Annotated in this window: 21 protein-coding genes; 12 read left to right on the top strand and 9 right to left on the bottom strand. The window is 47.9% G+C overall.

Features of this window, described 5'->3' with window-relative positions; translation table 11 throughout:
* Positions 1-241: 241 nt before the first annotated feature.
* The gene (locus H6G89_RS25860; RefSeq protein ID WP_190512012.1) at positions 242-559 is read right to left on the bottom strand and encodes a hypothetical protein; all 318 of its coding nucleotides are present in this window, start codon (positions 557-559) and stop codon (positions 242-244) included.
* Between the two features lie 850 nt (positions 560-1,409).
* Here H6G89_RS25860 and uvrB point away from each other — a divergent pair.
* The 6 genes from uvrB to H6G89_RS25890 all read left to right on the top strand — a co-directional run bounded on the left by uvrB (position 1,410) and on the right by H6G89_RS25890 (position 9,540).
* The gene (gene uvrB / locus H6G89_RS25865) at positions 1,410-3,413 is read left to right on the top strand and encodes an excinuclease ABC subunit UvrB (RefSeq protein WP_190512014.1); all 2,004 of its coding nucleotides are present in this window, start codon (positions 1,410-1,412) and stop codon (positions 3,411-3,413) included.
* Between the two features lie 733 nt (positions 3,414-4,146).
* A complete protein-coding gene (gene hpsE, locus H6G89_RS25870; protein ID WP_339384545.1) occupies positions 4,147-5,163 on the top strand; it encodes a hormogonium polysaccharide biosynthesis glycosyltransferase HpsE in 1,017 nt (338 codons plus the stop codon).
* 174 nt (positions 5,164-5,337) lie between these two features.
* On the top strand, positions 5,338-6,318 hold the full coding sequence (gene hpsE, locus H6G89_RS25875; RefSeq protein WP_309230098.1) for a hormogonium polysaccharide biosynthesis glycosyltransferase HpsE: 981 nt from the start codon (positions 5,338-5,340) through the stop codon (positions 6,316-6,318).
* Positions 6,319-6,323: 5 nt separating this feature from the next.
* Positions 6,324-7,322 carry a glycosyltransferase family 2 protein gene (locus H6G89_RS25880; protein WP_190512015.1) on the top strand — a complete coding sequence of 333 codons (999 nt, stop codon included), beginning with the start codon at positions 6,324-6,326 and terminating at the stop codon, positions 7,320-7,322.
* A 5-nt stretch (positions 7,323-7,327) separates the two neighbouring features.
* On the top strand, positions 7,328-8,314 hold the full coding sequence (locus H6G89_RS25885; RefSeq protein ID WP_190512017.1) for a glycosyltransferase: 987 nt from the start codon (positions 7,328-7,330) through the stop codon (positions 8,312-8,314).
* Between the two features lie 290 nt (positions 8,315-8,604).
* On the top strand, positions 8,605-9,540 hold the full coding sequence (locus tag H6G89_RS25890) for a glycosyltransferase (protein ID WP_190512019.1): 936 nt from the start codon (positions 8,605-8,607) through the stop codon (positions 9,538-9,540).
* A 9-nt stretch (positions 9,541-9,549) separates the two neighbouring features.
* Here H6G89_RS25890 and H6G89_RS25895 read toward each other — a convergent pair whose 3' ends face one another.
* Both H6G89_RS25895 and H6G89_RS25900 read right to left on the bottom strand, forming a co-directional pair.
* Complete coding sequence (locus H6G89_RS25895) at positions 9,550-10,392, bottom strand: anti-sigma factor (RefSeq protein ID WP_190512021.1); 843 nt, start codon at positions 10,390-10,392, stop codon at positions 9,550-9,552.
* A gap of 12 nt (positions 10,393-10,404) precedes the next feature.
* The gene (locus tag H6G89_RS25900; protein ID WP_190512023.1) at positions 10,405-10,992 is read right to left on the bottom strand and encodes a sigma-70 family RNA polymerase sigma factor; all 588 of its coding nucleotides are present in this window, start codon (positions 10,990-10,992) and stop codon (positions 10,405-10,407) included.
* A gap of 48 nt (positions 10,993-11,040) precedes the next feature.
* On the opposite strand from H6G89_RS25900, the gene H6G89_RS25905 reads away from it, so the two are divergent.
* The 5 genes from H6G89_RS25905 to H6G89_RS25925 all read left to right on the top strand — a co-directional run bounded on the left by H6G89_RS25905 (position 11,041) and on the right by H6G89_RS25925 (position 14,934).
* The gene (locus H6G89_RS25905) at positions 11,041-11,352 is read left to right on the top strand and encodes a hypothetical protein (protein ID WP_190512025.1); all 312 of its coding nucleotides are present in this window, start codon (positions 11,041-11,043) and stop codon (positions 11,350-11,352) included.
* Positions 11,353-11,677: 325 nt separating this feature from the next.
* Positions 11,678-12,250 (top strand): fasciclin domain-containing protein, encoded by a 573-nt coding sequence (locus tag H6G89_RS25910; protein ID WP_199336933.1) that lies wholly within the window; start codon positions 11,678-11,680, stop codon positions 12,248-12,250.
* Between the two features lie 242 nt (positions 12,251-12,492).
* Positions 12,493-13,572 carry a hypothetical protein gene (locus H6G89_RS25915; RefSeq protein ID WP_190512027.1) on the top strand — a complete coding sequence of 360 codons (1,080 nt, stop codon included), beginning with the start codon at positions 12,493-12,495 and terminating at the stop codon, positions 13,570-13,572.
* Positions 13,573-13,997: 425 nt separating this feature from the next.
* Positions 13,998-14,591 carry a GAF domain-containing protein gene (locus H6G89_RS25920; protein ID WP_190512029.1) on the top strand — a complete coding sequence of 198 codons (594 nt, stop codon included), beginning with the start codon at positions 13,998-14,000 and terminating at the stop codon, positions 14,589-14,591.
* A gap of 148 nt (positions 14,592-14,739) precedes the next feature.
* Positions 14,740-14,934, top strand: coding sequence for a DUF2795 domain-containing protein (locus H6G89_RS25925; protein ID WP_190512031.1), 195 nt, complete (start codon positions 14,740-14,742; stop codon positions 14,932-14,934).
* Between the two features lie 254 nt (positions 14,935-15,188).
* On the opposite strand, the gene H6G89_RS25930 is transcribed toward H6G89_RS25925, so the two are convergent.
* Positions 15,189-16,202, bottom strand: a complete 1,014-nt coding sequence (locus H6G89_RS25930; RefSeq protein WP_190512033.1) for an EAL domain-containing protein — start codon at positions 16,200-16,202, stop codon at positions 15,189-15,191.
* Between the two features lie 571 nt (positions 16,203-16,773).
* Here H6G89_RS25930 and H6G89_RS25935 point away from each other — a divergent pair.
* A complete protein-coding gene (locus tag H6G89_RS25935) occupies positions 16,774-17,547 on the top strand; it encodes a ChaB family protein (protein ID WP_190512035.1) in 774 nt (257 codons plus the stop codon).
* 3 nt (positions 17,548-17,550) lie between these two features.
* On the opposite strand, the gene H6G89_RS25940 is transcribed toward H6G89_RS25935, so the two are convergent.
* The 5 genes from H6G89_RS25940 to crtR form a co-directional block, all read right to left on the bottom strand.
* A complete protein-coding gene (locus tag H6G89_RS25940) occupies positions 17,551-20,607 on the bottom strand; it encodes a PAS domain-containing hybrid sensor histidine kinase/response regulator (protein ID WP_190512037.1) in 3,057 nt (1,018 codons plus the stop codon).
* Positions 20,608-20,962: 355 nt separating this feature from the next.
* Entirely contained in the window at positions 20,963-21,499 is a 537-nt protein-coding gene (locus H6G89_RS34565; RefSeq protein WP_199336934.1) for a RecQ family zinc-binding domain-containing protein, read from the bottom strand.
* Between the two features lie 12 nt (positions 21,500-21,511).
* The gene (locus tag H6G89_RS25945; protein WP_199336935.1) at positions 21,512-22,600 is read right to left on the bottom strand and encodes a RecQ family ATP-dependent DNA helicase; all 1,089 of its coding nucleotides are present in this window, start codon (positions 22,598-22,600) and stop codon (positions 21,512-21,514) included.
* A 122-nt stretch (positions 22,601-22,722) separates the two neighbouring features.
* A complete protein-coding gene (locus tag H6G89_RS25950) occupies positions 22,723-23,214 on the bottom strand; it encodes a DUF4383 domain-containing protein (protein WP_190512039.1) in 492 nt (163 codons plus the stop codon).
* 442 nt (positions 23,215-23,656) lie between these two features.
* Positions 23,657-24,598: a beta-carotene hydroxylase gene (gene crtR / locus H6G89_RS25955; RefSeq protein ID WP_309230099.1), complete on the bottom strand. Its 942-nt coding sequence runs from the start codon at positions 24,596-24,598 to the stop codon at positions 23,657-23,659.
* Positions 24,599-24,802 lie beyond the last annotated feature (204 nt).

Genomic DNA, 24,802 nt, shown 5'->3' on the forward strand with positions numbered 1-24,802 from the left:
AATTTTACGACTTCTAGAACCTTCGTTAATCAATAGTTTTACGGCTTTGACTATTTGCGAGCACCGCAGTTAGTCAAGCCTGATCACCAAAAAACCCCATTCGTTGGAATGGGGTTATGCTTACAACCAATCAAATCAGCTTTTATAGCCGTAGCCATCTTCGATGGGCGGAGGTGAGTCAGGAAGCTTTCCCAGTATCCGGGTTTGAGCCATTGCCTTGAGCTTTCTGACCAAAGCCATACTAATAAGTCACAGCAGCAAGGGCTTCCGCAAGAAAATCAATCGCATCCGTAAACTCTGCATCACTATAGTCGCTCTCATCAATGCCGTCCAAAACAGCATCACAAGCTACATCCAGGCTTTCTTGTCCGGCTTCGTTGAAAGTGATACCCATCTCCTCCAGGTCTTCAAAAGAGGCATCACATAAAACGACTAGATTATGCTCAAGGGCATCTGCTTCCTCTTCACTAAATTCCTGAGCAACCACTGGAGTTGCAATACCCAAACCTAAAAGGGCAACACAACCAGCAACCAAACCCAGACTTCTCTTAAACGACATAAACTCTCCTTGGTATAAACTGCAACTTGTCTGGAGTTGGTTTACGACCTGAGCTTATAGCTCTGCGACGCTCTAAAACTCCCTGCAAGAAGCATTTCTAACTAACTATACTCATGCCACTCATTGATACCCTTCTGTAATTTCACTTAAGTTTACAGAGCTTCCAGCTAACACTAGACCTCCTGCTCTCCTGATGGGGGGCGATCGCCCTCTTATACCAACATCAGTTCGGTTTAATCCCTTGCCTCACATTGCTTCATTAAGGGCAAGCTCATATAAAACGGTTTAAGGAGGGGATTGAAGCAGATTTCAATTGCAAGAGAATCCGTCTCATTTGAGACTTGTGCTCTCTTTTATAGACTCATTATGCGTCTCAAACTCTACTAATGAGACTAAAAATACAGTTCTCCTAAACTCCGATAGTGTTTCAAATTTATTAATAGCCTCCCCCTTGAATCGCCCGTTCCAACCTGAATGCGTACCGCTATAAATCTCCCAGTCCTAAGAGACTTTAAATGGGTTCCCAGACTTGGAGGTTAGGAATGGAAATTAAATAAGTTCGATATTGGGTAGGGTCGGGTTTTGCTGTCAAATCCATAACAGAGCACAGGTGGATCTGCTAAACCCGCCCGTACAGTTTGCGGATTTATTAAATTCACAATCCTTAGAGGGTGAAGCAGACCCACACGGTTAATATCAAATTGAGTCTAGTAATATCAATATTGGACTCATAAAGAATCTCAAATTCTCAAAATAAGACCAAAAAATACCCATCCCGTCGCCGTTAACACTGACCATAATTGGGCGAATCCGTCATTATAGAAATGTATCGATAGTGATGGTGAGACGTATGGGGAAGTTCGATATCCAAGCACCCTTTGAGCCAACAGGCGATCAACCCAAAGCGATCGCTCAACTCACCTCATTTGTAGATGGTAACCACCGTTATCAAACTCTCTTAGGAGCCACTGGAACCGGGAAAACGCATACCATTGCCCGTGTGATCCAGAATGTGGGTAAGCCTACTCTGCTGCTGGCGCACAACAAGACTCTGGCAGCGCAGCTTTGCAACGAGTTGCGCGAATTTTTCCCCGACAATGCGGTTGAATACTTCATCAGTTATTACGACTACTATCAGCCAGAGGCATACATTCCCGTTACGGATACCTACATCGCCAAAACGGCATCCATCAACGACGAGATCGATATGCTGCGTCACTCCGCTACGCGATCGCTGTTTGAGCGAAAAGACGTGATTGTCGTTGCCTCCATCAGTTGCATTTACGGCTTAGGGATTCCGTCAGAATATTTGAACGCCTCCATTCCCTTCAAAGTGGGGATGGAAGTTGATCAGCGGCAGATTCTTCGCGATTTAGCCTCCATTCAATACGAGCGTAACGACCTGGATCTGAGTCGGGGACGATTTCGAGTAAAAGGCGACGTATTAGAGATTGGTCCAGCTTACGAAGACCGGGTTATTCGCATCGAGTTTTATGGCGATGAGATTGATGCGATCCGCTACATCGATCCGATCACAGGTGCGACCTTGCAAAGCATGGATGCCCTTAACATCTATCCCGCCCGCCACTTTGTCACTCCAGAAGAACGCTTACAAGAAGCCTGTGAAGCGATCGAACAAGAACTGCGCGATCGCCTCGAAGAGTTAGAACGCGACAACAAACTCCTCGAAGCCCAACGCTTAGAACAACGCACTCGTTACGATCTGGAGATGTTGCGAGAAGTTGGCTACTGCAATGGCGTTGAAAACTATGCTCGTCACCTGGCAGGACGTATCCCCGGTTCCCCGCCAGAGTGCTTAATTGACTACTTCCCCAAAGATTGGCTGTTGGTGATTGATGAGTCTCACGTGACGATCCCCCAGATTCGCGCCATGTACAACGGCGATCGCTCTCGTAAAATGGTGCTCATCGATCACGGCTTTCGTCTACCCAGTGCTGCTGACAACCGTCCCCTCAAAGCTGAAGAGTTTTGGGAAAAAGTAAACCAGTGCATTTTTGTCTCCGCTACACCCGGTGATTGGGAATTAGAAGTCTCCGAAGATCGCGTTGCCGAACAGATTATTCGTCCCACCGGAGTGCTTGACCCTGAAATTTTTGTTCGTCCCACTGAAGGGCAAATTGATGATCTGTTGGGCGAGATTCAAGAGCGAGTCAAACGCAGCGAACGCACCCTCGTCACTACATTGACGAAACGGATGGCAGAAGACCTGACTGAATACTTGCAGGAGCGCAGTGTGCGAGTCCGTTATCTGCACTCTGAGATCAACTCGATTGAGCGGATTGAGATCTTGCAAGATCTGCGCGAGGGAACTTTTGATGTGCTAATCGGAGTCAACCTCCTCAGAGAAGGGTTAGACTTGCCAGAGGTTTCCCTGGTTGCCATCTTAGATGCCGACAAAGAGGGATTCTTGCGGGCAGAGCGATCGCTCATTCAGACCATTGGTCGGGCGGCGCGTCATATTCAGGGGCAAGCCATTCTCTATGCCGATAACCTGACAGACAGCATGGCAAAAGCAATCAGCGAGACTGAACGCCGACGGGCAATTCAAATGGAATACAACGAAAAACATGGTGTTGTTCCTCAGCCCATCGTTAAAAAGTCAAGTAACTCCATCTTGTCGTTTTTAGAGGTATCCAGACGGCTTAACGCCCAAGAGTTAGAGATTGCCTACGAACATTCTGAAGATCTACCTCTGGAGAGTATTCCAGATTTGATTGTTCAATTAGAGTCTCAAATGAAGGATGCGGCAAAGCGATTAGAGTTTGAAGAGGCAGCCAAGTTTCGCGATCGCATTAAGCATCTAAGAGATAAGTTACTCGGAAAACACGCTTAGTCGCTCTCAATGTTCACTCGACAGTCCTGTTTTAGCCGTGTTAAAGGGAGACTAACCTTTTGTTACTGAGCTTCTACCATCAAGCACAAGGCTCTCATTTGAACACATCGTCTCGTTCTAAGGGTGCGTTTCCCAAAGAATACCCTGAGTTTTGGCTTGATTCACGGAAGTTTTTCAGATCTGCTTTATAGCCGTAGTCACTTGAGTTAGGACGGGATGCAGGGGTTCCACTCTTGGCTGGGGGCGCAGCGCCCCACCCCCTTGTATTAACTGTCTCAACAGTTGCTATAGCAATTAGCAGGGCGGTTAGAGCAAGGAAGCACTACCTCCCATAGGGCTTCTACTCTCACATCCTGTATAACCGACTCCTCAACTGCTGTTGAGAAGACTATTGTTTCAACTCGGTATGTTTCTTGAAGTTAGGGTTACGCTGATGAGTTACGAGAGAGCGAAGGGTACTCTACAAGCACAACGCTTGGTCTAAATAGCCCCAGACCCACCCCAAAAGTACCAGCACTAACCTGAAACCTTTAGCCTGAACCATTTCCCGATGGAGTGAAGCGAAATATCCCTTCTTTAATCCTGGTTCTAACGAATCTCCGATTTACTCCGTGGTTTCACCTAGATATTTAAGTTCAATCTATATCAGGACTTAACCAAGTCAGGCTACTCCTTACTGATGCTTCTCAAAAATTAGGATGTTTCAGCGTTAGGATTTTGTAAACCTTGTCCTGTGAGCAATGAGTCTATGAACACGGTGAAATTCACAGTAGCTATTCCTACATACAACGGTGAACACCGATTACCGGAAGTATTGGAACGGCTGCGATCGCAGATAAACATAGAGCATCTGCCCATAGAGGTTATTGTCATCGACAACAACAGCAAAGACGGAACAGCAAGAGTTGTCCAGACGTACCAGGCAAACTTTCCCTATCCCCTCCGGTATGTTTCTGAATTGCGACAGGGAGCTGCCTTTGCCAGAAAACGGGCAATTGTTGAAGCCCGCAGCGAGTTAATTGGATTTTTGGACGATGACAACCTGCCTGCCCCAAACTGGGTAGCCGCTGCCTATCAATTTGCCGAAACACATCCCCTCGCAGGAGCATTTGGAAGTCGTATCCACGGTGACTTTGAAGTTGAGCCTCCCCAGGAGTTGCAGCGATTAATCCCGTTTTTAGCCATTACCGAGCGTGGTCCTAAACCCCTCCGCTATGAACCCAGCAAAAAAGTGTTACCCCCTTCAGCTGGCTTGGTCGTGCGAAAAAAAGCGTGGCTCAGTAGTGTCCCCCGGCACACCATTCTCAGCGGCAGGGTAGAAGGCTCGATGTTAACTGGGGAAGACTTAGAGGCGATCGCCCACATTCAACAAGCCGGATGGGAGATCTGGTACAACGCCCATATGGAAATCACCCATAAGATTCCCCGATGGCGGTTAGAAGAAGCCTACCTCCTGCCCTTCTTTCGGGGAATTGGGTTAGGTCGCTATGTCTCTCGAATGATGAGTGTGAAGCGTTGGCAAAGACCCTGGATGCTGATTGCTTATAGCCTCAATGATCTGCGTAAGATCATCATGCATCTCCTGAAATATCGGAACAGAGTGAGAACCGACCTGGCAGCGGCATGTGAAATGCAACTTTTTGTATGCAGTCTCATCAGCCCGTTCTATCTCTATAACAAAGGGTATTTTCGGAAGCCGCATACGCACCGATCGGAATCAAGCGACATCGCCATTCCAAACGGGCTGTAAAAATGGGCGTTGTTGATCTAATCTATGAATTTCGTACGGGCGGTTCGCGAACCGCCCCTCCCGCCGGAATATCTGCACAGAAATCATATTCGCATTCAGCAACGCCTAAAAATGGTTTACCGTCTTCACCCTTGATCAAGGCTATCCACCTCCAAAACCCCCACTAGCCCATCCATGCCTATGTCCCTTGACTTCACAGTAGCGATCCCAACCTTTAATGGGGCAAAACGATTGCCAGCCCTGCTCGAACGCCTGCGATCGCTCACCAACCCAGGAGCGATCGCCTGGGAGATTCTCATCGTTGACAACAACAGCAATGACGATACGGCTCAAGTCATCGCTGACTATCAGGCAAATTGGAACTACCCTTTTGCCCTGCGCTACTGCTTTGAACCAGAACAGGGAGCCGCCTTTGCCCGACAGCGAGCCGTCCGAGAAGCACAGGGCGATTTGATTGGATTTCTGGATGACGATAACCTGCCCGCCCCCGACTGGTTGACTGCCGCCCATACCTTTGCCATCGAGCATCCCGAAGCAGGAGCCTTTAGCGGTCAAATCCATGGGGAATTCGAAGTAGAACCCCCCGAAAACTTCCGCAAAATTCAGCCTTATCTTGCCATTCGCGGACACGGTTCTGCTCCACGGTTGTTTAGCCCCCCTGATTTACGGTTGCCTCCTGCTGCTTGCTTGATTGTGCGAAAACAGGTGTGGCTAGATAGCGTTCCGGCGCGTCAAATTCTCACAGGCAAACGACCAGGCGTTTTGGTGCAAGGGGAAGATTACGAACCCCTCCTCTACATCTATAAAGCGGGTTGGGAAATCTGGTATACCCCGACCCTGCACACCTATCACCAGATCCCCAAGTGGCGATTTGAGCGAGATTACTTACTGGCAGTTGCTCGTGGCAACGGATTAGCCACCTGTCAGCTGCGAATGATTCTGGCTCAACCCTGGGAGAAGCCAATCATCTTTGTGCGAACGTTGTTGGGTAATTTGCGTCGCGTCTGCGTTCATACCTTGAAATACCGCAATCAACTCAAAACCGAACTGGTTCCCGCCTTTGAGCTAGAGTTCTTTTGGGGGAGTTTACTCAGTCCCTTTTACTTTCTAAAACTCAACCTGCAAAACAAATCTAGTCGTTCTCATGGAGCTTGAGGCGTGTGTCACTCATTTCTGTGATTATTCCAGCCTATAACGCCGCCGATACCATTTCAGAGACGATCGCCTCTGTTCTCAACCAGACTTACTCCAACTTAGAGCTAATCGTCATAGATGATGGCTCTCAAGATGCAACGGTGGATATTGTCACCGCCATTGCCGATCCCCGTATCCAGGTTTTTTCCTACCCCAACAGCGGTGTTGCCATCAGTCGCAATCGTGGGCTTACCCATGCTACTGGAGACTTCATCGCTTTTTTAGATGCTGATGACATCTGGACACCCGATAAACTAGAAGCCCAACGGCAAGCATTACAAGCTAATCCCAACGCTAAAGTTGCTTATTGTTGGACTGATTGGATCGATCACAACAGCGATCGCATCGGTCCCTGTTGTCACATCACAGCTAACGGCAACGTCTATGCGGCTCTGCTCTTAAGTTGCTTTGTGGTCAGCGGATCAAACCCCTTAATTGCCCGTGAAGCCATCCTCGATGTGGGTGGATTTGATGAAACCCTGACAGCTAGCCAGGATTTTGACCTGTACTTACGGCTAGCCGCCCGCTATGAGTTTGTCGCTGTTCCCTCCCCTAAGGTGCTCTATCGTCGCTTGCCCAACTCTATGTCAACCAATCTAAAACGATGGGAGACCACGAGCTTGTTAGTCCGAGAAAAGTATTTTGAAAAGGCACCCGAACCCCTGCCGCGATCGCTCAGACGTCATAGCATTGGTAACTTTTACAAAGCCATGATTTTCAGAATTTTGAACGATCCTCCCCATCCGAAACAGGGAGTTGAGGCACTGCGAGTACTTGGGCAAAACCTGCGCTATGATTCGCGGTTGTTGCATCAACGGATCACGCTCAAATTATTGGCAAAAGCGGTGCTCATGATGGTGTTGCCCCCGGCGATCGCCACTCAGTTATTTACCCGATTTAAAGCCTTATCGAATATCAATGCAATTGTGAGTTTAACGATCTCTGATCCGAGGTTATTAACTTAATGTCTATGCCTCAAATTTCAGTTATTACACCCGTTTACAACGGTGAAAAAACGATTCGAGAGACGATCGCCTCCGTCCTCAATCAAACCTTTACCGACTTTGAATACATCATTATTAATGATAGTTCTGACGATCAAACCTTAGAGATCATCGCCTCATTTTCCGATCCTCGTATTCAAGTTTTTTCCTATCCTAAAGGCAACCTTCCCATCAGCCGCAATCGGGGTATTACACACGCCTCTGGAGAATATCTTGCCTTTTTGGATGCCGATGATGTGTGGACACCCGATAAATTAGAAGCCCAACTGAACGCCCTCAAAGCGAATCCTGAAGCGGCTGTAGCCTACAGTTGGACAGATTACATTGATGAATATAGTCAATTTTTGCGAGTGGGGAGCCATTTCACTGCTAATCAAGATGTGTACGCGCAACTGCTACTCATGAACTTTATTGAGAACGGGTCAAACACGCTCATCAAAGCCGAGGCGATCGCCCAGGTTGGAGGCTTTGACCCCAACTTACCTTCTGCCGAAGATTGGGATATGTGGTTGCGCTTAGCGGCTCAATATCCCTTTGTGGCTGTTCCCAAAGTTCAGGTTTTATATCGAGTATCTTCTCAAGCGATGACTCGTAACATCCCCCGCATGGAAGCTGCCTGTTTACAGGTAATAGAGCGAGCCTTTAGTCGCAGTCCTGACTCGCTACAATTCCTTAAACCCTTAACATTGGGTAACTTCTATAAATATCTAACCTGTAAAGCTTTGGAGGGAAAACCGCAACGCAAAAATGCATTACAAGCCGCTCGGTTTTTAACCCAAATTATCAAGAATGATCCGACGTTAATCAAAGAAAAAGTATTTGGAAAACTGTTATTTCGGATTGCAACTACCATTTTGTTTCCATCTGCGATCGCCGAAACAGTTTTCACCAAAACCGGAAAATTGTCAGACATTAAAACGCTGTATGGTTATCTTCGACTTAACCCCTCGTAGCCCAACTTATAGCCGTAGCCACCTGGGTTAGGACGAGGTGTAGGGGTGGAACCCCATACCCCCTCTGCCCTAAATAAAGGGGCGATAGCGATATAGCAAATCCGGCTCAACGACCACAATAGAGTAGGGGTAAGTTTTGCTGTTAAACCTCACTGAATTCAAGAGTTGTCTGCTAAACCCACCCCTACCGTAACTATGGTTAATCGAATGAATTTGATCTTAATTCGGACATGTGAGCATCTTGCCCAAATCGTCAATCCAAAATCCAAAATCAATATAAGGAGGATTAATTGCCACTAATCTCAGTTGTTCTTCCGGTTTACAACGGTGAAAAAACAATTCAACGTACTATCGAGTCCGTTCTAAAACAAACATTCTCAGACTTTGAGTTGTTAATTATCAACGATGGTTCAAGCGATCGCACCGTAGAAATCGTGACTCAGATCAATGACCCCCGCATCCGGTTATTCTCCTATCCGAATTCCGGAGTATCCGCCAGTCGTAATCGTGGCATAGCTCAGGCAACTGGAGAGTTTATCTCCTTCATCGACGCTGATGACCTGTGGACACCCGATAAACTGGCTGCCCAACTCAACGCACTGCAAACTCACCCGGATGCAGCCGTTGCCTATAGCTGGACAGACTGGATCGATGAGAGCGATCGCCCCTTACGTCCTGCTGGACGCAGCACTGCCAGCGGCAAAGTGTATGAGAAACTCCTATTGCGTGACTTTATTGAAAGTGGTTCCAACGTTTTAATCCGACGACAGGCACTAGAGATCGTTGGCACCTTTGATGAAACCCTCCCACCAACTGAAGATTGGGACTTGTGGTTGCGTTTGGCTGCCCAATATGAGTTTGTAGTCGTTCCGTCGCCCCAAATTCTTTACCGCGTTTCTACTCAATCTGCCTCTTGTAACGTCTGGAAGATGGAAGCTGTGAGCCTGAAAGTGATAGAGCGCGCATTTAACCAGGCTCCAACATCCGTTCAACCGCTAAAACCCCAAGTTCTCGCGAGTCGCTACCAATATCTCACCCTAAAAGCATTGGAGGGAGCATTGGAACGACGATATGGGCTGGTTGCTACTCGCTTTTTTTGGACAGCTATCCGTCATGATCCCAGTTGGCTTAGACGATCAAAATTGATGGCAACCATTTGGGCAAAGATCGCGATCGCGCTTCTCATCTCTCCCAAACGGGCATGGCGATCGCTCAAGCAGGTGTAAAATCCTCCCTCAAATTCGCCCTTGCAGCACGACGGGTCCCCCTTTTGTGGTGGGGTCAGTCGCCCCATCTACTGTAATGATCATCTGAGTTGGATTGTCACCGCACTGACGGGAGGAAGGCGTGAGTTGGATAATCCCCTGAGTGTTGCTGTTGAACTGACCACAATAGGTCAGGGTTGTTTGAGTGGGTAGGGCTGCCCATAAGCGATACACCCTGCCCGAAGGCAACTCTGGCAAATTTCTCACCAGAATGATCACCTCTTGCTCATCAGACACCACCAACCGACCGGAAGCCGTATTTGCCAGGTCAGACCCCTCCAGACTGTAGATCAGAGTTCCGGGTTGTTGTAGCGTATTCACCACAGGGCGAATGCTTTGAGCCTGCGTCTGTGCCTGTTGCAGGTCACGCTCCAGGGTTTGAATCGTCGCATTTGCCTGTTGCAGTTGAGATTGCAACGAGTAAAGCTGAAACCCTAACAGAGCGATAACACTGGCCGCGATCGCCCCTCCAACACTGGTCAAGACCCTAAAGCGATCGTTCATGACAGGCTTAGAACCCTGTTCTCTAAAGGAGCCTGAAACTGGTATAGAGGATTGGGATGGCTCAACCATCTCCCACTCTGCCTGTGCCGTCGCCCGAATCTGGCCCAACAACTGCTGTGAGGGTTGATACATCGGTAGGGTGTCTGCAAAGAGATTGAGCGTTGATTGTAGCTCCTCCAACTCGTTAGACAACTCAGGATGTTCTTCAATTAACGCTTCCCAGGAGGCAACCTCCTCATCACTGAGGTTGTTTAAGACATAACCTGCTGCGAGATCTTGCCAATTGTCGGGAAGTTCCGAGCGTGCCATAGTGAGCGATTGTTACCGTAAGTTTTGTAGGTGTTGACGAAGTTTATTAAGACCTTGGCGGGAGCGGCTTTTAACAGTGCCAAGAGGTAAGTTTAAGCGTTTGGCAATTTCGGTTTGGCTGATTCCTTCATAATAAGCAATTTCTAAAATCTCCCGTTCGCTATCTGACAAAACAGTGAGTGCCTCTTGTAGCAAATGAGACTGTTCATTCACTGACACATCGTCTAACGGGGGAGCCGTCTCCTGTTCAGAAGCCGATAGTCGCTGCCAGCGTTGTAAGAACCGATGGCGTGTCCCCTGATGACGCAATCTGTCAATCGATCGCGATCGCGTCAGTGTGATTAAAAACGTTTTCAGCGAACCGCGACTACTTTGATAAGTGTCCTTTTGCCAAAGTGTGAGAAATACCTCCTGGGTAATGTCTTCAGCCTCCTCTGTGCTTGCCAAAATTCGGTATGCCAGGCTATAAACCTGTTTTGCGTAGCGGTCATAAAGCACATCCAGGGCACTCATTCGACCTTCTCTCAACGCTACCAAAACATCCTCATCGGATGAGCGTTTGAGAGTTGCAATGTCGGGTGAAGGAAACTCAGAAGCCATTGTGGACGCGCAAACAGTAAGCCAGTCTGATCGTACACCCAAGCAACGATGGCTATCGCTTCCCATATAACATCAATTCGGGTTAAACACCTGGCGGATGAAGTCGCGGCTATGAGAGCCAAGTCTGCCTGCGCGGACTACCGGAAATCAAGGTTTGCCGAACCGACGCAGGTCGGTTTTGCGCTTGTAGCGGCGGTTTTAACCGCCAAGATCCTTATCCCGAACTCAGGTTATATAGAACAACCGGAGGGTTGGTCAGGACGGGAACCCCTGGTTAGGGACGTAGCCCCACACCCCCTGATTCTTACAAATCAAATGAACTGCTATATAAATACGAGAGCGATCGCTATTTGGATGTAGTAACACGGAGCATATAACAATCGGAGCATTTCTCTAAAGATTTTTTTAAACTTTTAAATCCAGTTGGGGGCGATCGCCGTATTTCATATAGAGGGTTGTTTATTCCATCCTCTTTAGCCATTGATGTTCTTCACCATTCACCGTGAAGCCGCAGTGATGTCTCTCAAACACTCGTTCTGAGCGTATTTCATTCCAATTCCGAGACTCATTGCTGACTATTTCAATTTCAAGCACTCATCATTATTTGCGTTCATTGCTGACCCTGGTTTAGCGATCGCTTTTGAGTGCCAACTTTTATCCAACATTGTCTATGGAGGATTAATCCATGCGTTTTCAACTGTTTAAATTGAGTTGTGTTGCCAGTGTAGTAGCGACTGCAATGGTAGCTTCTATCAGCCTTCCAGCCTATGCAGGTGCTTCAATGCGTTCTGAAGCGGCTCCAGCGACAACGGCGCAATCCCAACCATCAACTCAAACAGCGCAGGCAGGCACCATTGTTGATGTTGCTGCCTCCAACTCCGCATTTACAACGCTGGTTCAGGCTGTTCAAGCCGCAGGGTTAGTAGAAACCCTCTCCGGAGAAGGTCCATTCACGGTGTTTGCTCCCACCAACGAAGCCTTTGCAGCACTGCCTCCAGGAACCTTAGAAACCCTGTTGCGCCCTGAAAACCGAGACACCTTACGGCAGATTTTGACCTACCACGTTGTCGCAGGTGCCGTTGAATCCAGCGATATCCAACCCGGTGAAGTCACTACTGTACAGGGTAGCCCCGTGAATTTGAATGTGGCAAACGGTCAGGTGACCGTCAACAACGCGACCGTGCGAGCAGCAGATATTACCGCTAGCAATGGCGTAATTCACGTCATCGATCGCGTTATTCTTCCCCCTGGATTGTAAGAGCCGAGAGATAAAGGATGAAATGCAGCCAAATCCTTAACGGTTAGCCTGCATCCCGATTCTCCAAATGTTGGCTTACACCTAGAGCTTCTTGTAAGGGCGTTTTGCAAAACGCCCCTACAGGACTCATATTGCCTATTTTTGGCGATCGCCTCTAGCTTTTGTGCTTCATCTTTTATCCTTCTTCTTTCATCTTTTATCCTTCTTCTTTCTTCTCTTTTCCCTCTGATGGAGTTCTAAAAATGACAACGAATGGTACCACTTCAGTTGCATTAAGTACTGATCTTGTTAACGCATTAAGTTCACTCAATGTACAGGCAAGCGGCTTTGGCGACACTCGGATTAACAACGGAGTGGCTAGCTTTTCCATCACAGGAGGTTCTGTTGATCTCAACCAAACCAGAGTTGAAATTGCGCACAGTGGCGGTTTGACCCTGAGAGCAGGCAGCACCGAAGTCAGCTTAACGGATTTCGTTATTACAAACTTAGGAGGTCAAACTGTATTAACTGGATTAGTCACCGCCAATGGAGCAGTTGTTGCTCGTGCTCCCCTCTTTAACCTGACCGTTGGCAGTATTGGAACATCGAGAAGACAAAGACGAGACAATCTTGACATTAACAACGTCAGCGTTACGCTGAGTGATGTCGCAGCCAGTGCCCTCAATCAAGCCTTTGGTGTCACTGCCTTTGCTGCTGGATTCAACATTGGTACAGCTCAAGTCGATGCTTTTTTCAACCGAACTAACGGTAGCATTAGCGATCGCCAATTGCCCGTTCGAGACTTTCTTGGTAACACCTCTCTGTTTCCTGAAGCGACCCAGGATGTGTTGCCACGCGGCAGAACCAGAGTGGAATTAAGTGATTCCCTCGTCAATGCGTTGGGTTCTCTAAATGTTCAGGCAACCGGATTTAGCGGCACTCGCATTCGCAATGGAGTAGCTGACTTCCTCATTACTGGAGGAGCAACCGATCTCGACACCACCACCGTTGAAATCCTTCATGCGGGTGGATTGACCTTTAGAACCGACAGCACCGAAGTCAATCTGACCGACTTTGTGATAAGCAATTTGAATACCCAACCCGTCATTACCGGAACCGTCATTGCCAATGGTCGGTTGCTGACTCGCGTTCCTCTATTTGGCTTACAAATTGGAGGAGTCACAGCGACCGATCGCGGCAGTTTCACTAACCTGGATCTCACCAACGTTGACGTTACCCTCAGTGCCAGAGCCGCACGCACCCTCAATCGAGCCTTTAGGGTAAATGCCTTTACCGCCGGATTTGAGATTGGCACCGCTCAAGTCGATGCCTTCGTTGCTTAGTACAACTCGTCGTAAATAGGGGTGGGAATTCGGGGTGCAGGGGTTCCACCCCTGACTGGGGGAGAAGCCCCCATACCCTCTTGGTTTTATTTCCAAGCCCTATCTGTGAATCACAGTACTTAGGCTTGTGGATTGAATCAATCCGCAAACAGTACGGGTGGGTTTAGCAGACCAGTCTGCACCTTGTAACGGATTGGACAGCAAAACCCGCCCCTGACCCAATATCGAACTTATAGCCGTAGCCACTCACCTTCTATGGGGGGAGCTACTGATCCATGTTGGGAAGAATACCACCCTTTCTTCCAGTTCTCATCTGGCTGTATTTGTGCGAGGATGCAGGCGATCGCGATGTGTGTCAGCAAAACGGGTGTCCTGCGCATCGTGGTGTAGCAGATTGCAAAAACCGCCAGAGAGGAACCTGACGTATGACGACTGAGAAATCAATAGCTCATCAAAACATTTACAACAACGCCGTTACCGGAGCGACAGCCAATCCAGTCATGCCCAATCCTGATGCTGAGGATGAGCACTTTATTGGTGAAGTCAACTATGTTTTGAGTAACGCCGTTGAGTTAATTCGGGTTTTGATTGGGGCACATCAGTCAGCGATCGCCATCGTAGTTCAAGAAGATTGGAGTTCGATTCGCAAATTCTTTTCCCTCTCAGAAAAATACGCGGCTTGGGCAAATTACAGCACCCCTGCAACCGGATATGGCACCCATGGATGGCTATTACGCCACAATCAACCAGTACGCATGACTCAAGCCGAACTGGAAGCTCATCCCGAATGGAAAGGGTTTGGTGGTGAGGCAGGCAAGCATCCTCCCATGCGAGGATGGTTAGCCGCTCCCATTATTGGACGGGATGGTACAAATTGGGGGTTGCTTCAACTCTCTGATAAATACGAGGGTGACTTCACCGAAGAGGATGAGAAGCATTTTCTTAAATTTACCGAACTCGTTTCAGCTACATTAGAGGCACTGTGGGAAGTGCGAAATCTCCGCAAAAAAGCAGCTTGAGCCGCTTTCCCCTCTCAAATCACAATCCATCCTTTGACAGAATCAACAAAAAATAAGCTAAGTCCGCAGTGCGACGTTCTCTGACAGGAGTGATTTTAGGATGCAGATAACTGGACGATCCGTTATTACTCTTTAAGGAGCACATCCAATGGCTGCTGTTAATCCAATTCAACTGCAAAAGCACCTCAAGGGGATGGATTACCCCGCTAGTAAGCAAAGTCTAATTGAGCACGCTAAAAAGCATGGTGCCGACAAAACTGCTCTGTCTGCCTTAGAGCAATTACCCGATGAGGAATATGAGACTCCTGCTGATGTCAGTAAGGCGATTGGTCAAACAGAGTGATATCTGTTTACAGAGAATCTATCTTAAGGTTGAGAGGGGATCAGCCTCACCTTCAGGAGAATAAGAAAACCTAATGAGAAGCGTCAAACCCGGCGATCGCCGGGTTTTTTTTGCCTCTCACTACCTTATCCTCAGCGTGTAACTCAAGTCCAGTGCAGCGTCACACCTTATTTTTAGGATTGTTGGTGTGAGCGAGACGCTTACGGCATGAGCAAGATGCTCGCACTACCCTAACTTTCAACTGTGACGTAGCACTAGGCACTAATTAGACTTGGGGTTGGTAAGCTAGATGGGGTTAAGCAGGGCGTAGACACAACCGGAGGGTTGCCGGGCTTAGCAATAATATATCCCTGGACAAAATCAACTCCGCGATCGCAGACCCAATTTAACTCCTCAAACGACTCAATGCCCTCGGCAACTGTCTTGATCGCCAATCGCTGAGCGATTTCCAAAATCTTTTCGGTAATCGATGCTTTATAAGGATCTTGGTGAACTCGACGGATCAATTCCATATCTAGCTTGATAAAGTCTGGACGCAATTGATGCAACAAGTTGAGACTGGAGGAACCTGCCCCAAAGTCATCCAACGCCACCAAAAAACCCGCTTCACGGTAATACCGCAAGATCAACATTAGATGGCTCAGATCTTGTGGATGGTTAGACTCAACCACCTCAAACACGACGCGATCGTGAGGAATGTTAGCTTGATCGATCGCCTGAACCGTTGTCCTCAAACAAGACACCGGATCGTAGACCGCAACGGGTGTGAAATTGATAAAAAGGTGGGCGTCTAAGTTGTGGTGGTCCGCGCCACGAATTGCACTGCGCCGCGCTGCCAGATCGAGTTGCGATAGCACTCCTGCTGAGTGAGCCGCCTCAAACAGAGCACCCGGCATCACCAAATCGCCCCGCTCATCTACACCTCGCACCAGAGCTTCATAACCATAGATTTTGGAGGTGTTGTTGGCGTAGACCAGGGGTTGAAAATGAGTCGTAAACTGGTCTGTCGCCAACATATCCAACAGCCACTCCGATTGGTTGAGTTGAATCAGGCGTTGCAAGGGCATCATGTCACCAAAGTCATGCAACTGGGGAGCCTCTGTGTGTGGCATGAGCAACACTTGAGTGTTTTCGATTTCAGGCGACGTCAGTACCGTGGTCAAGCCCACCAGCATCTCAGCCTGTTCTGGATTGTATGAAACACTTAATCCTCGTTGATGTCGCATTACTTCGTACTGAAGCTCAAGCTTGTCGAGGTAGCTAGCCATCTTATGCAGCGTGTGTATCGATGGAAACCACAGATGGAGCAGATTAGCTCTTTTAACGCGACAGGGCAAAGATTGACAACGATTGCAGCGACTGGAACTCTTATTGGTGTGCTTCACGTCTAACAGTAAGTATTTGTACTTATATATGGTTTATTTCTAGCAGAGATAGAGCACCCGAAAACCTGCTACTTAAGCATCCTTCTTCGATTTGCCAACTTAATCCACCTAAAGGCGGAAGTTAAGAAATGTAACTATTTCCTTTCATAGTTTATAACCTTTAGTGGCCCAGATGAAATCAGGCGTAAGCAAGGTTGCAGAGGAGTCCGCCAAACCCCACCCGTACAGGATTTATTCAATCCACAATTCTGAGCAATTTGCAGCCGCAGAATGGCTCCCTGGGTGGATAGTGCGACCCATGAATCTCGTTATTCTTTTGGGGTATGGCAACCGAAGGGCTGGTTAGGACGGAGCGCAGGGATGGAACCCGTAGCTGGGGGAGCAGTTCCCACACCTTTGTCTTAACTGTCTCGACAGTTGTTACATAAGACGATGCAGCAACAAGGAGTAACGAATGACCACCTCAAGTGTGACTGCACCTGAAAACACTGTTTCAGCGATTTTGCAAGATCGGGCGCAAGTTGATACCATCATTCGCCGTTTACTCGATCAGGGCATTTCACGCGATCGCATTTCCGTCATCGGCAAAAACTTTCATACCGAAACCCGCATCTCAGGCTTCCTAACCCGCAAAGATCTAGTTCTCGGCGGGCTAAGGCAAGGCGGTATCTTTGGATCATTAGCAGGGTCTGTCTTGGGCTTGCTGACCGGGGTAGGGGTTCTCTTCATTCCCTTTGTGGGTACGGTCGTCGCAGCAGGACCCATCGGGGCAGTGTTGTTGGGGGCGGCAACTGGAGCGATCGCTGGAGCCGCTGGAGCCGGGTTAGTTTCCACCTTCGTGGCGTTAGGATTGCCAGAAGACAAGGCAACTTTGTATCAAACCCGGGTTGAAGCAGGGCATTTTTTAATGATGGTTGAGGCAGGTGCCAATCAGATGCAAGAGGTGCAAAAGCTGCTACAAGAGGCAGGTGGAGACGAAATTTCCATCATCAATACGCCATTACCTCGCCAGCGATCAGGGCAGATTGAGGCCCCCACTCATCTCGCTCCAGAAGTGCGATCGCACTTGTCAGAAGCAGCCCAACAGGTCTATATCGATCGCTACAATGCGGCTCTCATTGAAACCAATGACGAACAGCAAGCCGAGCACATTGCCTGGGATGCCGTGCATCAGCAGTTTGACGAAGACGAGCATGGAGTCTGGTCAAGACAAAAAGCGGGCGTTTAGCCACTAACCACTCACCGACGATTGCTGCGTCACCTCCAGAATAGTGGACACAAGTTCTGAGACTTCGACGGGTTTTGCTAAGTGCCGTTGAAATCCACTGGAGAGGGCTTGTTGCCGATCAAAAAAGCTAGCGTATGCGGTTAGAGCGATCGCCGGAATTTGTCCCACGTCTGACGACCAGGCTCTCACCTGTCGCAACAAAGTATATCCATCCTGTCGTGGCATAGCGATATCGCTCACCAACACATCGGGTTTAGCCCGAGACAAAACTGCCAATGCCTCGCTAGCTGAAGCGGCTGTGGTTACAGTGGCACCCTGTTGTTGCAGCACAAACGCTATAAACTCCCTGGAGTCTTGCTCATCATCGACAACCAGAATATGAAATCGTTGCAGGTCGGCTAACGGTTGAGCAACAGGGATCGCTGAATCCGATGAAGAATTTGGGGTGAGGTGTCGCTGAAACCGGATGGGATCTTGTACTGGTGGCAGGGGCAACCTGACGACGAAAGTAGACCCCAACCCCTCTCCCGGACTCTCTGCCCACACAGTCCCACCGTGTAGTTCCACTAAATTGCGAACAATCCCTAAGCCTAGCCCCAACCCACCAAATGCCCGTGTCGTCTTGGCGTCAGCTTGTTGAAAGTAGTCAAACACATAGGGCAAGAAATCAGCATTGATGCCCTTGCCTGTGTCGGTGACCGTGATTTGGGCATAGGTGGGCGTGTGGAGGGTAGGGTGTGGGGGGTGTGGCTCAACTACACTTGTCAGTCGAGGTGTGGAATGGGGGATGTAGTTGAGAGTTTCCCTGTTCATAGTTTCCTGTTCCCGATGTCGCACCTGGTCTAGCCTGACCTCAACTCGCCCCCCAGCAGGTGTAAACTTGACCGCATTTGAGACTAAGTTCCAGACAATTTGTTGTAACCGATTGGCATCTCCGAGAATAGGTTGAAGGGTTGAGTCGAGTTTAGTGTGAAGCTGAAGTCCCTTTGCTTCTGCCGACAGACGCACCGTTTCAAGAGCAGCAGCGACTGCGGATGTTAAATCAACGGATGTGATGTTAAGAGAGAGTTTGCCACGCAGAATCCGAGAGACATCTAGCAAATCTTCAATAAGTTGAGTTTGCAACTGAGCGTTTCGTTCAATTGTTTCCAAAGCACGATCAGTCGTCGCACCATCAAATTGACGTTGACGCAGCAACTTTGCCCATCCCAAAATTGGATTAAGTGGCGTTCGTAACTCATGCGAGAGCACTGCCAAAAACTCATCTTTTGTGCGGTTCGCTGCTTCGGCTTGCGCTCGTGCCTGCCGTTCTGCCTCCAGTCGCCGCTCCCGTTCCAATTCCACTTGCTTGCGCTCAGTCAGGTCAATGACAAAACTCACACCGCGATCGTCGCAGTTCTCCAGCATCACCCCACCCAGAAACACAGAAACGCGACGATTATCCTTGCAAATGTACTCCTTCTCAACGGGTGCGGCGGCTCCAGTTTGCCTCATCTGGGCGATCGCCTGATCACTCAAATGCAGTTGCTCCGGAGGGGTCATATCTCGCCAATTCAATCGCCCCATCTGCAAATCTTCTCGTGAATAGCCCACCATTTGCAGAAACGCATCATTGGCATCGGTGATAGTGCCCTGCACATCCCAAAAAATACAGCCTACTAAATTTGCCTCCACTAATCGCCTAAACCGAGACTCGCTCTCTCGCAGGGCTTGCTCAATTCGCTTAAGCTCAGTCACATCCATGGCTGTGACACCTATCCCACTGACATAGCCATTGGGCAAACAGATGGGGTAAAAGCTAACTAAACAATGGCGCAGAAATCCTGCCACATTGACCCCACTCAGTTCTTGATTAAAAATGGGTTGTTTTGATTGCATCACCTGTTGCAGAGTGGGAGCTAAAACAGGTGCAAAGTCTGGTAACACATCCCATATTGTGCGATTAAGGTGCTCCGTTAGTGGAACTCCATTAATTTCTGCGAGAGCATCATTAAGGTGAATGTAGCGTAACTCGCGATCGAGAAACGCTAAACCAATCGGTGAACCGAGCAAAAGTGCGTTGAGTAAAACTTGATTTGTTTGTAGTGCAATTTCAGTTCTCTTGCGCTCAGAAATATCGACTGCGGCACCCGTAATTCCAATGACGTGCTGGTGTTCGTTGTATAACGGCTCAACTGTTAAATCGAAATAAGAGGTTTGTCCCTGTAAAGGAATTTTGACCTCCGTTCTGACTCCGATTCCAGTTTCCAATACACGTTGCTTAGTCTGCATAACCTGTGCTGCAACATCCGGTGGCAACAGGTCGCTATCCTGTTTACCAACAATCTCTTCAGGCAAACGACCGAATTTTGGGTTGTTATAGAGCCAGCTATAGCGTAGCTCGTGATCCTGATTAAAGATTGTGATGGGCAGGCTTTTGATAGCGACTCTCAACCGTTCTTCACTGTGGCGTAACGCCTCTTCGGTTTGTTTACGTTGAGTGATGTCCAACGTGATGCCTGCCATTTGAATCGGCTCTTGTGCGTCGTTGTAATAGGCTCGACCGATCGCCGCAATCCATCGGACATGATCAGGCTGAACAACACGGTATTCAACATTACACGTTGACTGATCGGCGATCGCCTGCTTAATCGCTTGATCAACTCGGTTGCAATCGTCAGGGTGTAATGCATTGAGAAAAGTAGCGTAATTCAGTTCAGTAGCAGGATCGAGTCCCAACATAGCCTTGCAGCGATCGGAGCAGATAACCCGTCCCGAAGCAAAATGGTAATCCCACATCCCTAAATTTGCGCCCTCTATCGCTAATACCAGGCGATTTTCGCTCTCCTTCAAAGCGAATTCTGTTTGCTGCAAATCCTCAATGAGAGTTGCAATCGATGAAACACACTCCTCCAAAGGAGGGTGAGTTAGCAGATGATCGGTTTGAGAAAGATGGCTTGTTTGCAGTTGAGTCTGAGCGGGCAGATGAGACAAATTACGCCGTTCTAACTCATCGACACGACGACGCAACATCGCCAGTTCCTCAATTAATTCGTCCTTCGTCTTTTCATGATCAGGCATTGTGATTCAGCTAATTCAGAAGGAAACCTTATTCCTACTATAGGGTGAAGAACAAGACGTGAGAAACATAGCAATGCTTCATAACAAACATTAGAACAGAGTTAGAGGGTACAAAGGGTTTCACCCCTGAAGTCCTCCTCTCCTTTGTTCTAAAGGATGTAGCGACAGCGATCACGGTTACTATTTTTCGTACAGTACGAAGTACTGTACAACTGTATAGCGCAAATAGGCACTATACATTCTGATAGATAAAGACGATTAACGGCTGCATTTCTACTTCTAACATCTGCCTGTAGAAGGAGTTCACATTAAGCTTTAGGGAATGATTAATGTGTCAATCACAGTTCTTTCAACATTACATTTTTTGGAGTAACCGATGTAACAAAACGGTTTGAACCTCTAACGTTTTATACCCTACCTGCTCAAATAAAATAACAATTTTGTCATTCTCATAACGCATCACCGTTCCCTCTCCCCAGGATTTGTGAGCTACACGGCTGTCGATTGCATAGGGTTGATGGCTCAATTGCTCCGTATGTTGTTGCGTAGTTCCAGTCTTACAGTTGTCACAGTTATCACACGGAGCCTCAAACTGCTCACCAAAATAATTGAGAATGTATTCTCGACGACAACTTCTTGACTCTGCATATCCGCGCATCATTTCTAAACGCGATCGCTCAAATTGCTGTCGTCGTTCTTGCACTTGAATCGCCGCCTCAGCTGTCTCTTGTGCCGTCATAGGTGTTTCTGTCGTCGTCACTTCTCCTGTCGGCAATGTCTCTACAGCACCCACTTCAGATAAGTGATTTAACGCACTTCTAACCTTCGTTGCAGATAACTCAACGTGTTCTTTTAACTCCTTCGGTGAAATGGGTTCTTCCTGACTTTGCAAGATCTCTGAAACTTACTCAAGTTGATCTGTGTCAACCTGTCCTCCACTTGCAAAAAAGCGACGCAAATTTAAGTCTTCTGGTTTGTAAAATAAGACTGCTCGCGCAGGTTCACCATCTCGCCCAGCACGCCCAATCTCCTGGTAATAAGAGTCAATAGAGTCACTGATATCCGCATGAAACACAAATCGCACATTGGGCTTATCAACTCCCATTCCAAAAGCCGTCGTTGCGACTAACACATCAATTTCATCTGCCATAAATGCCGCTTCGACCTGTTGCCGATCTGCCGCTCTCATTCCAGCGTGATAAAAGTGCGATCGCCATCCTTGTTCCGTTAATGCTTCAGCCAATTCCTCTGCCCGCTTGCGCGTAGCAATATAAACAATACCGGGTTTATCGACCTGAGCGATTTGCTTTAGCAAACTGTCCTGCTTTTCATCCGCACTTTCAAATCGGTTGACACTTAATGCCAGATTGGGGCGATCGAATCCTTGGACAATCACCGCTGCATTTTTCATGCCTAACCGCTCCACAATTTCAGCGCGAACGGGAGGTGCAGCTGTAGCCGTCAATGCCAGAATTCGAGGGTGTCCCAATGCCTCAACCACCTGGTTTAAGCGCAAATAATCAGGGCGAAAGTCATGCCCCCAGGAGCTGATGCAGTGGGCTTCGTCCACCACAAACAGAGATGGTTTTGCGGCTTGTAACCGCTCCAGAGTTTCCGCCTGATTAAACTGCTCAGGAGCTAGAAACAGGAACTCTAAATCTCCTTCCTCTAGTTGCTCAAACGCTTTTTGCCGTTCCGCTGTGTTCAGCGTGGAGTTGATCACACTTGCCTCACCCACATCTTGATCCGCGATCGCCTTGGCTTGATCACGTTGCAACGCAAGCAGGGGAGACACCACCACAGTGACACCCGGAATCAAAAAAGCTGCCATCTGATAGATCGCTGACTTACCTGACCCAGTTGGCATCACGGCTAACGTGTCATGTCCCTGCAAAACTGACTGAATAGCCGCTTCCTGTCCAGAGCGCAACTCCTCATAGCCAAACCGTTCCTGGGCAACCTGATGCAGATTTGGCTTCTTCTGTTTACTCATACTCAGTTCAAACCTATACAGTGTCGGGCGTGGCGTTTGGCAGACAACCTCGTTAGTTTAAGAGGTTTTCGCTCAAATGCCGCGCCCTGACAAAATCTCGACGTTATTTAAGGGGATGATTCCTAGATCTCAGGTGAGAAGCTGTCAGCATTCTTGAGTTCGCTGGGTTTCACAAACCCAACGTAAGCAGCCGCGATCGCAGTCAGTGCGTTAAACCAGACATTGTTACCAAAGATGGGCATCAGACCAAAAGTGGTGTTAGTAAAGGGCAACAATCCCATTACTGCAATCAGAGCATAGGCGATCGCAAAACCTCGGTTATACACCAGAGAACCACTCAAACTTGTTGCCGAAGCCAACCCTAAAACACCCACAACAATATGCACGGCATTATGCAATAAATTAGTAGGAAATAATCCCAATACATAACCGTAACCATCATCTAAAAGCAGCCGAGGAGCATCCACTGCAACATCGGGAGAACCCGCAGGGAGTGTCATAAACCCTGGAATAAATCCAGCAATACCAACTAATAAAAAGAGAGCTCCAATAATAAAGGCAAAAGCTCGCTCAAGGGATTCAGTACGTTTGATTAAATCTGAAGATGCTTGCATTGTCATTTCCTCAATAATTGAAGTTAGCGTGACCCATTCAATACACAATCTCTACAACCCAAGCTATAGCCGTAGTCACTTGGATTAGGACGAGGTGCAGGGGTGAAACCCCTGACCGGGAGCGCAGCCTCCACACCCCCTTCTGCCCTAAATAAAGTGGCGGTAGCTATATAGATTTATCGTTCAGAGAGATTAGAGAATTGGGATTCTGCTAAACGCTATTTGAATTCACTTCACTACGACTATTAACTGTGCTTAAAAAATTAGATGATTTTATCTAGCTTTAGTTCTATTTAAGTTACCAACCCTTATTGAAGGGTGCTTGGAAGGGTTAACTGGAAGTACCCTGATTCAAAATAAACACCTTCATAAAAAAAAGGAAGCATTCCTTTTGGAATACTCCCCTTTTTTATTCTTTTACCACTCTTTAGTATCTACAACATTAGAGGGAATTGCTATCAGAATCCTGCCGTTTAATTAATTCATCTACAGGAGATTTATGGTTAAACCGAATCCCTAAAAAGACATCGTACAAAAAGCTCCAAAAACTCTTACCTTGCAAAATACCGAGAGATTGATGGCATCCTTTCGCATCTAACAGAGGCTGAGTAGCATAGTAAGCCGTTTGATAGTGATACCAGGGAATTGAAGGCCACAAGTGATGAATTAAATGATAGTTTTGTCCCATGATGAGCAAGTTGAGGATCGGACTGGGATACACTCTGGCATTTTTCCAGCGATCGCGCTCTTGAAATGGACGATGGGGCAGGTAATCGAAGAACAATCCCAGAGCCAGACCCACCACTAACGCTGGAGAAAACCAGAAGTTAAAAATGTAGCCGATGAAGTCGTATTGAATGGCGAAATAAACGACAGTCGCCACAATCAATCGCGCAATAAACCACTCCAACAACTCAAACTTGCGCCACAATCGCCGCTTAAAGAAATAGATTTCGTGATAGAAAAAGCGAGCCGCAATTAAAAAGAGCGGTCCTCCTGTGGAAACAAAATGGTCGGGGTCATTGTCCGGGTCATTCACATTGGCATGGTGTTGCATATGAACCCGCGTAAACACAGGAAAAGAAAACCCCAACATCAGGGCACTGCCATGCCCCAAAATGGCATTCATGATGCGATCGCGATGAGCCACATTATGAGATGCATCATGAATCACCGTTCCGACCAGATGGAGGGCAACCACATTCATCAGGAAGCAGCACCAATCAACCCAATGCCACCGCCAATAACCTAATGTTGAAATCACCACCATCACAACCGCTGTAAAGAACATCAACAGGGTTGGATTAAAATCACCCGGTGGTCCTAAAAGCTCTCGCGGCACGGTCGAGGTTGTCTTGACCTCCGGTGTTGCTTCTTCTACCACCGCCAGGGGCTGGGTTGCCTCCGATATCACACTTACGCTCCTTTGTAACGCCCTTTGCGTAGTATAAGATACCGTGTAACTTCAAATAAAGTTTTATGAAATTAACTCATTTAATAGATACCTAGACTTTTCCTGTAATCCGCTAATAGCTAGGGTTTGAGGGGCTTTGGAGCAAATTTGAAGAAAAGAGGTGTGAGTGCTCGA

It is taken from the genome of Oscillatoria sp. FACHB-1407 (genome assembly GCF_014697545.1).
Lineage (GTDB): Bacteria > Cyanobacteriota > Cyanobacteriia > Elainellales > Elainellaceae > FACHB-1407.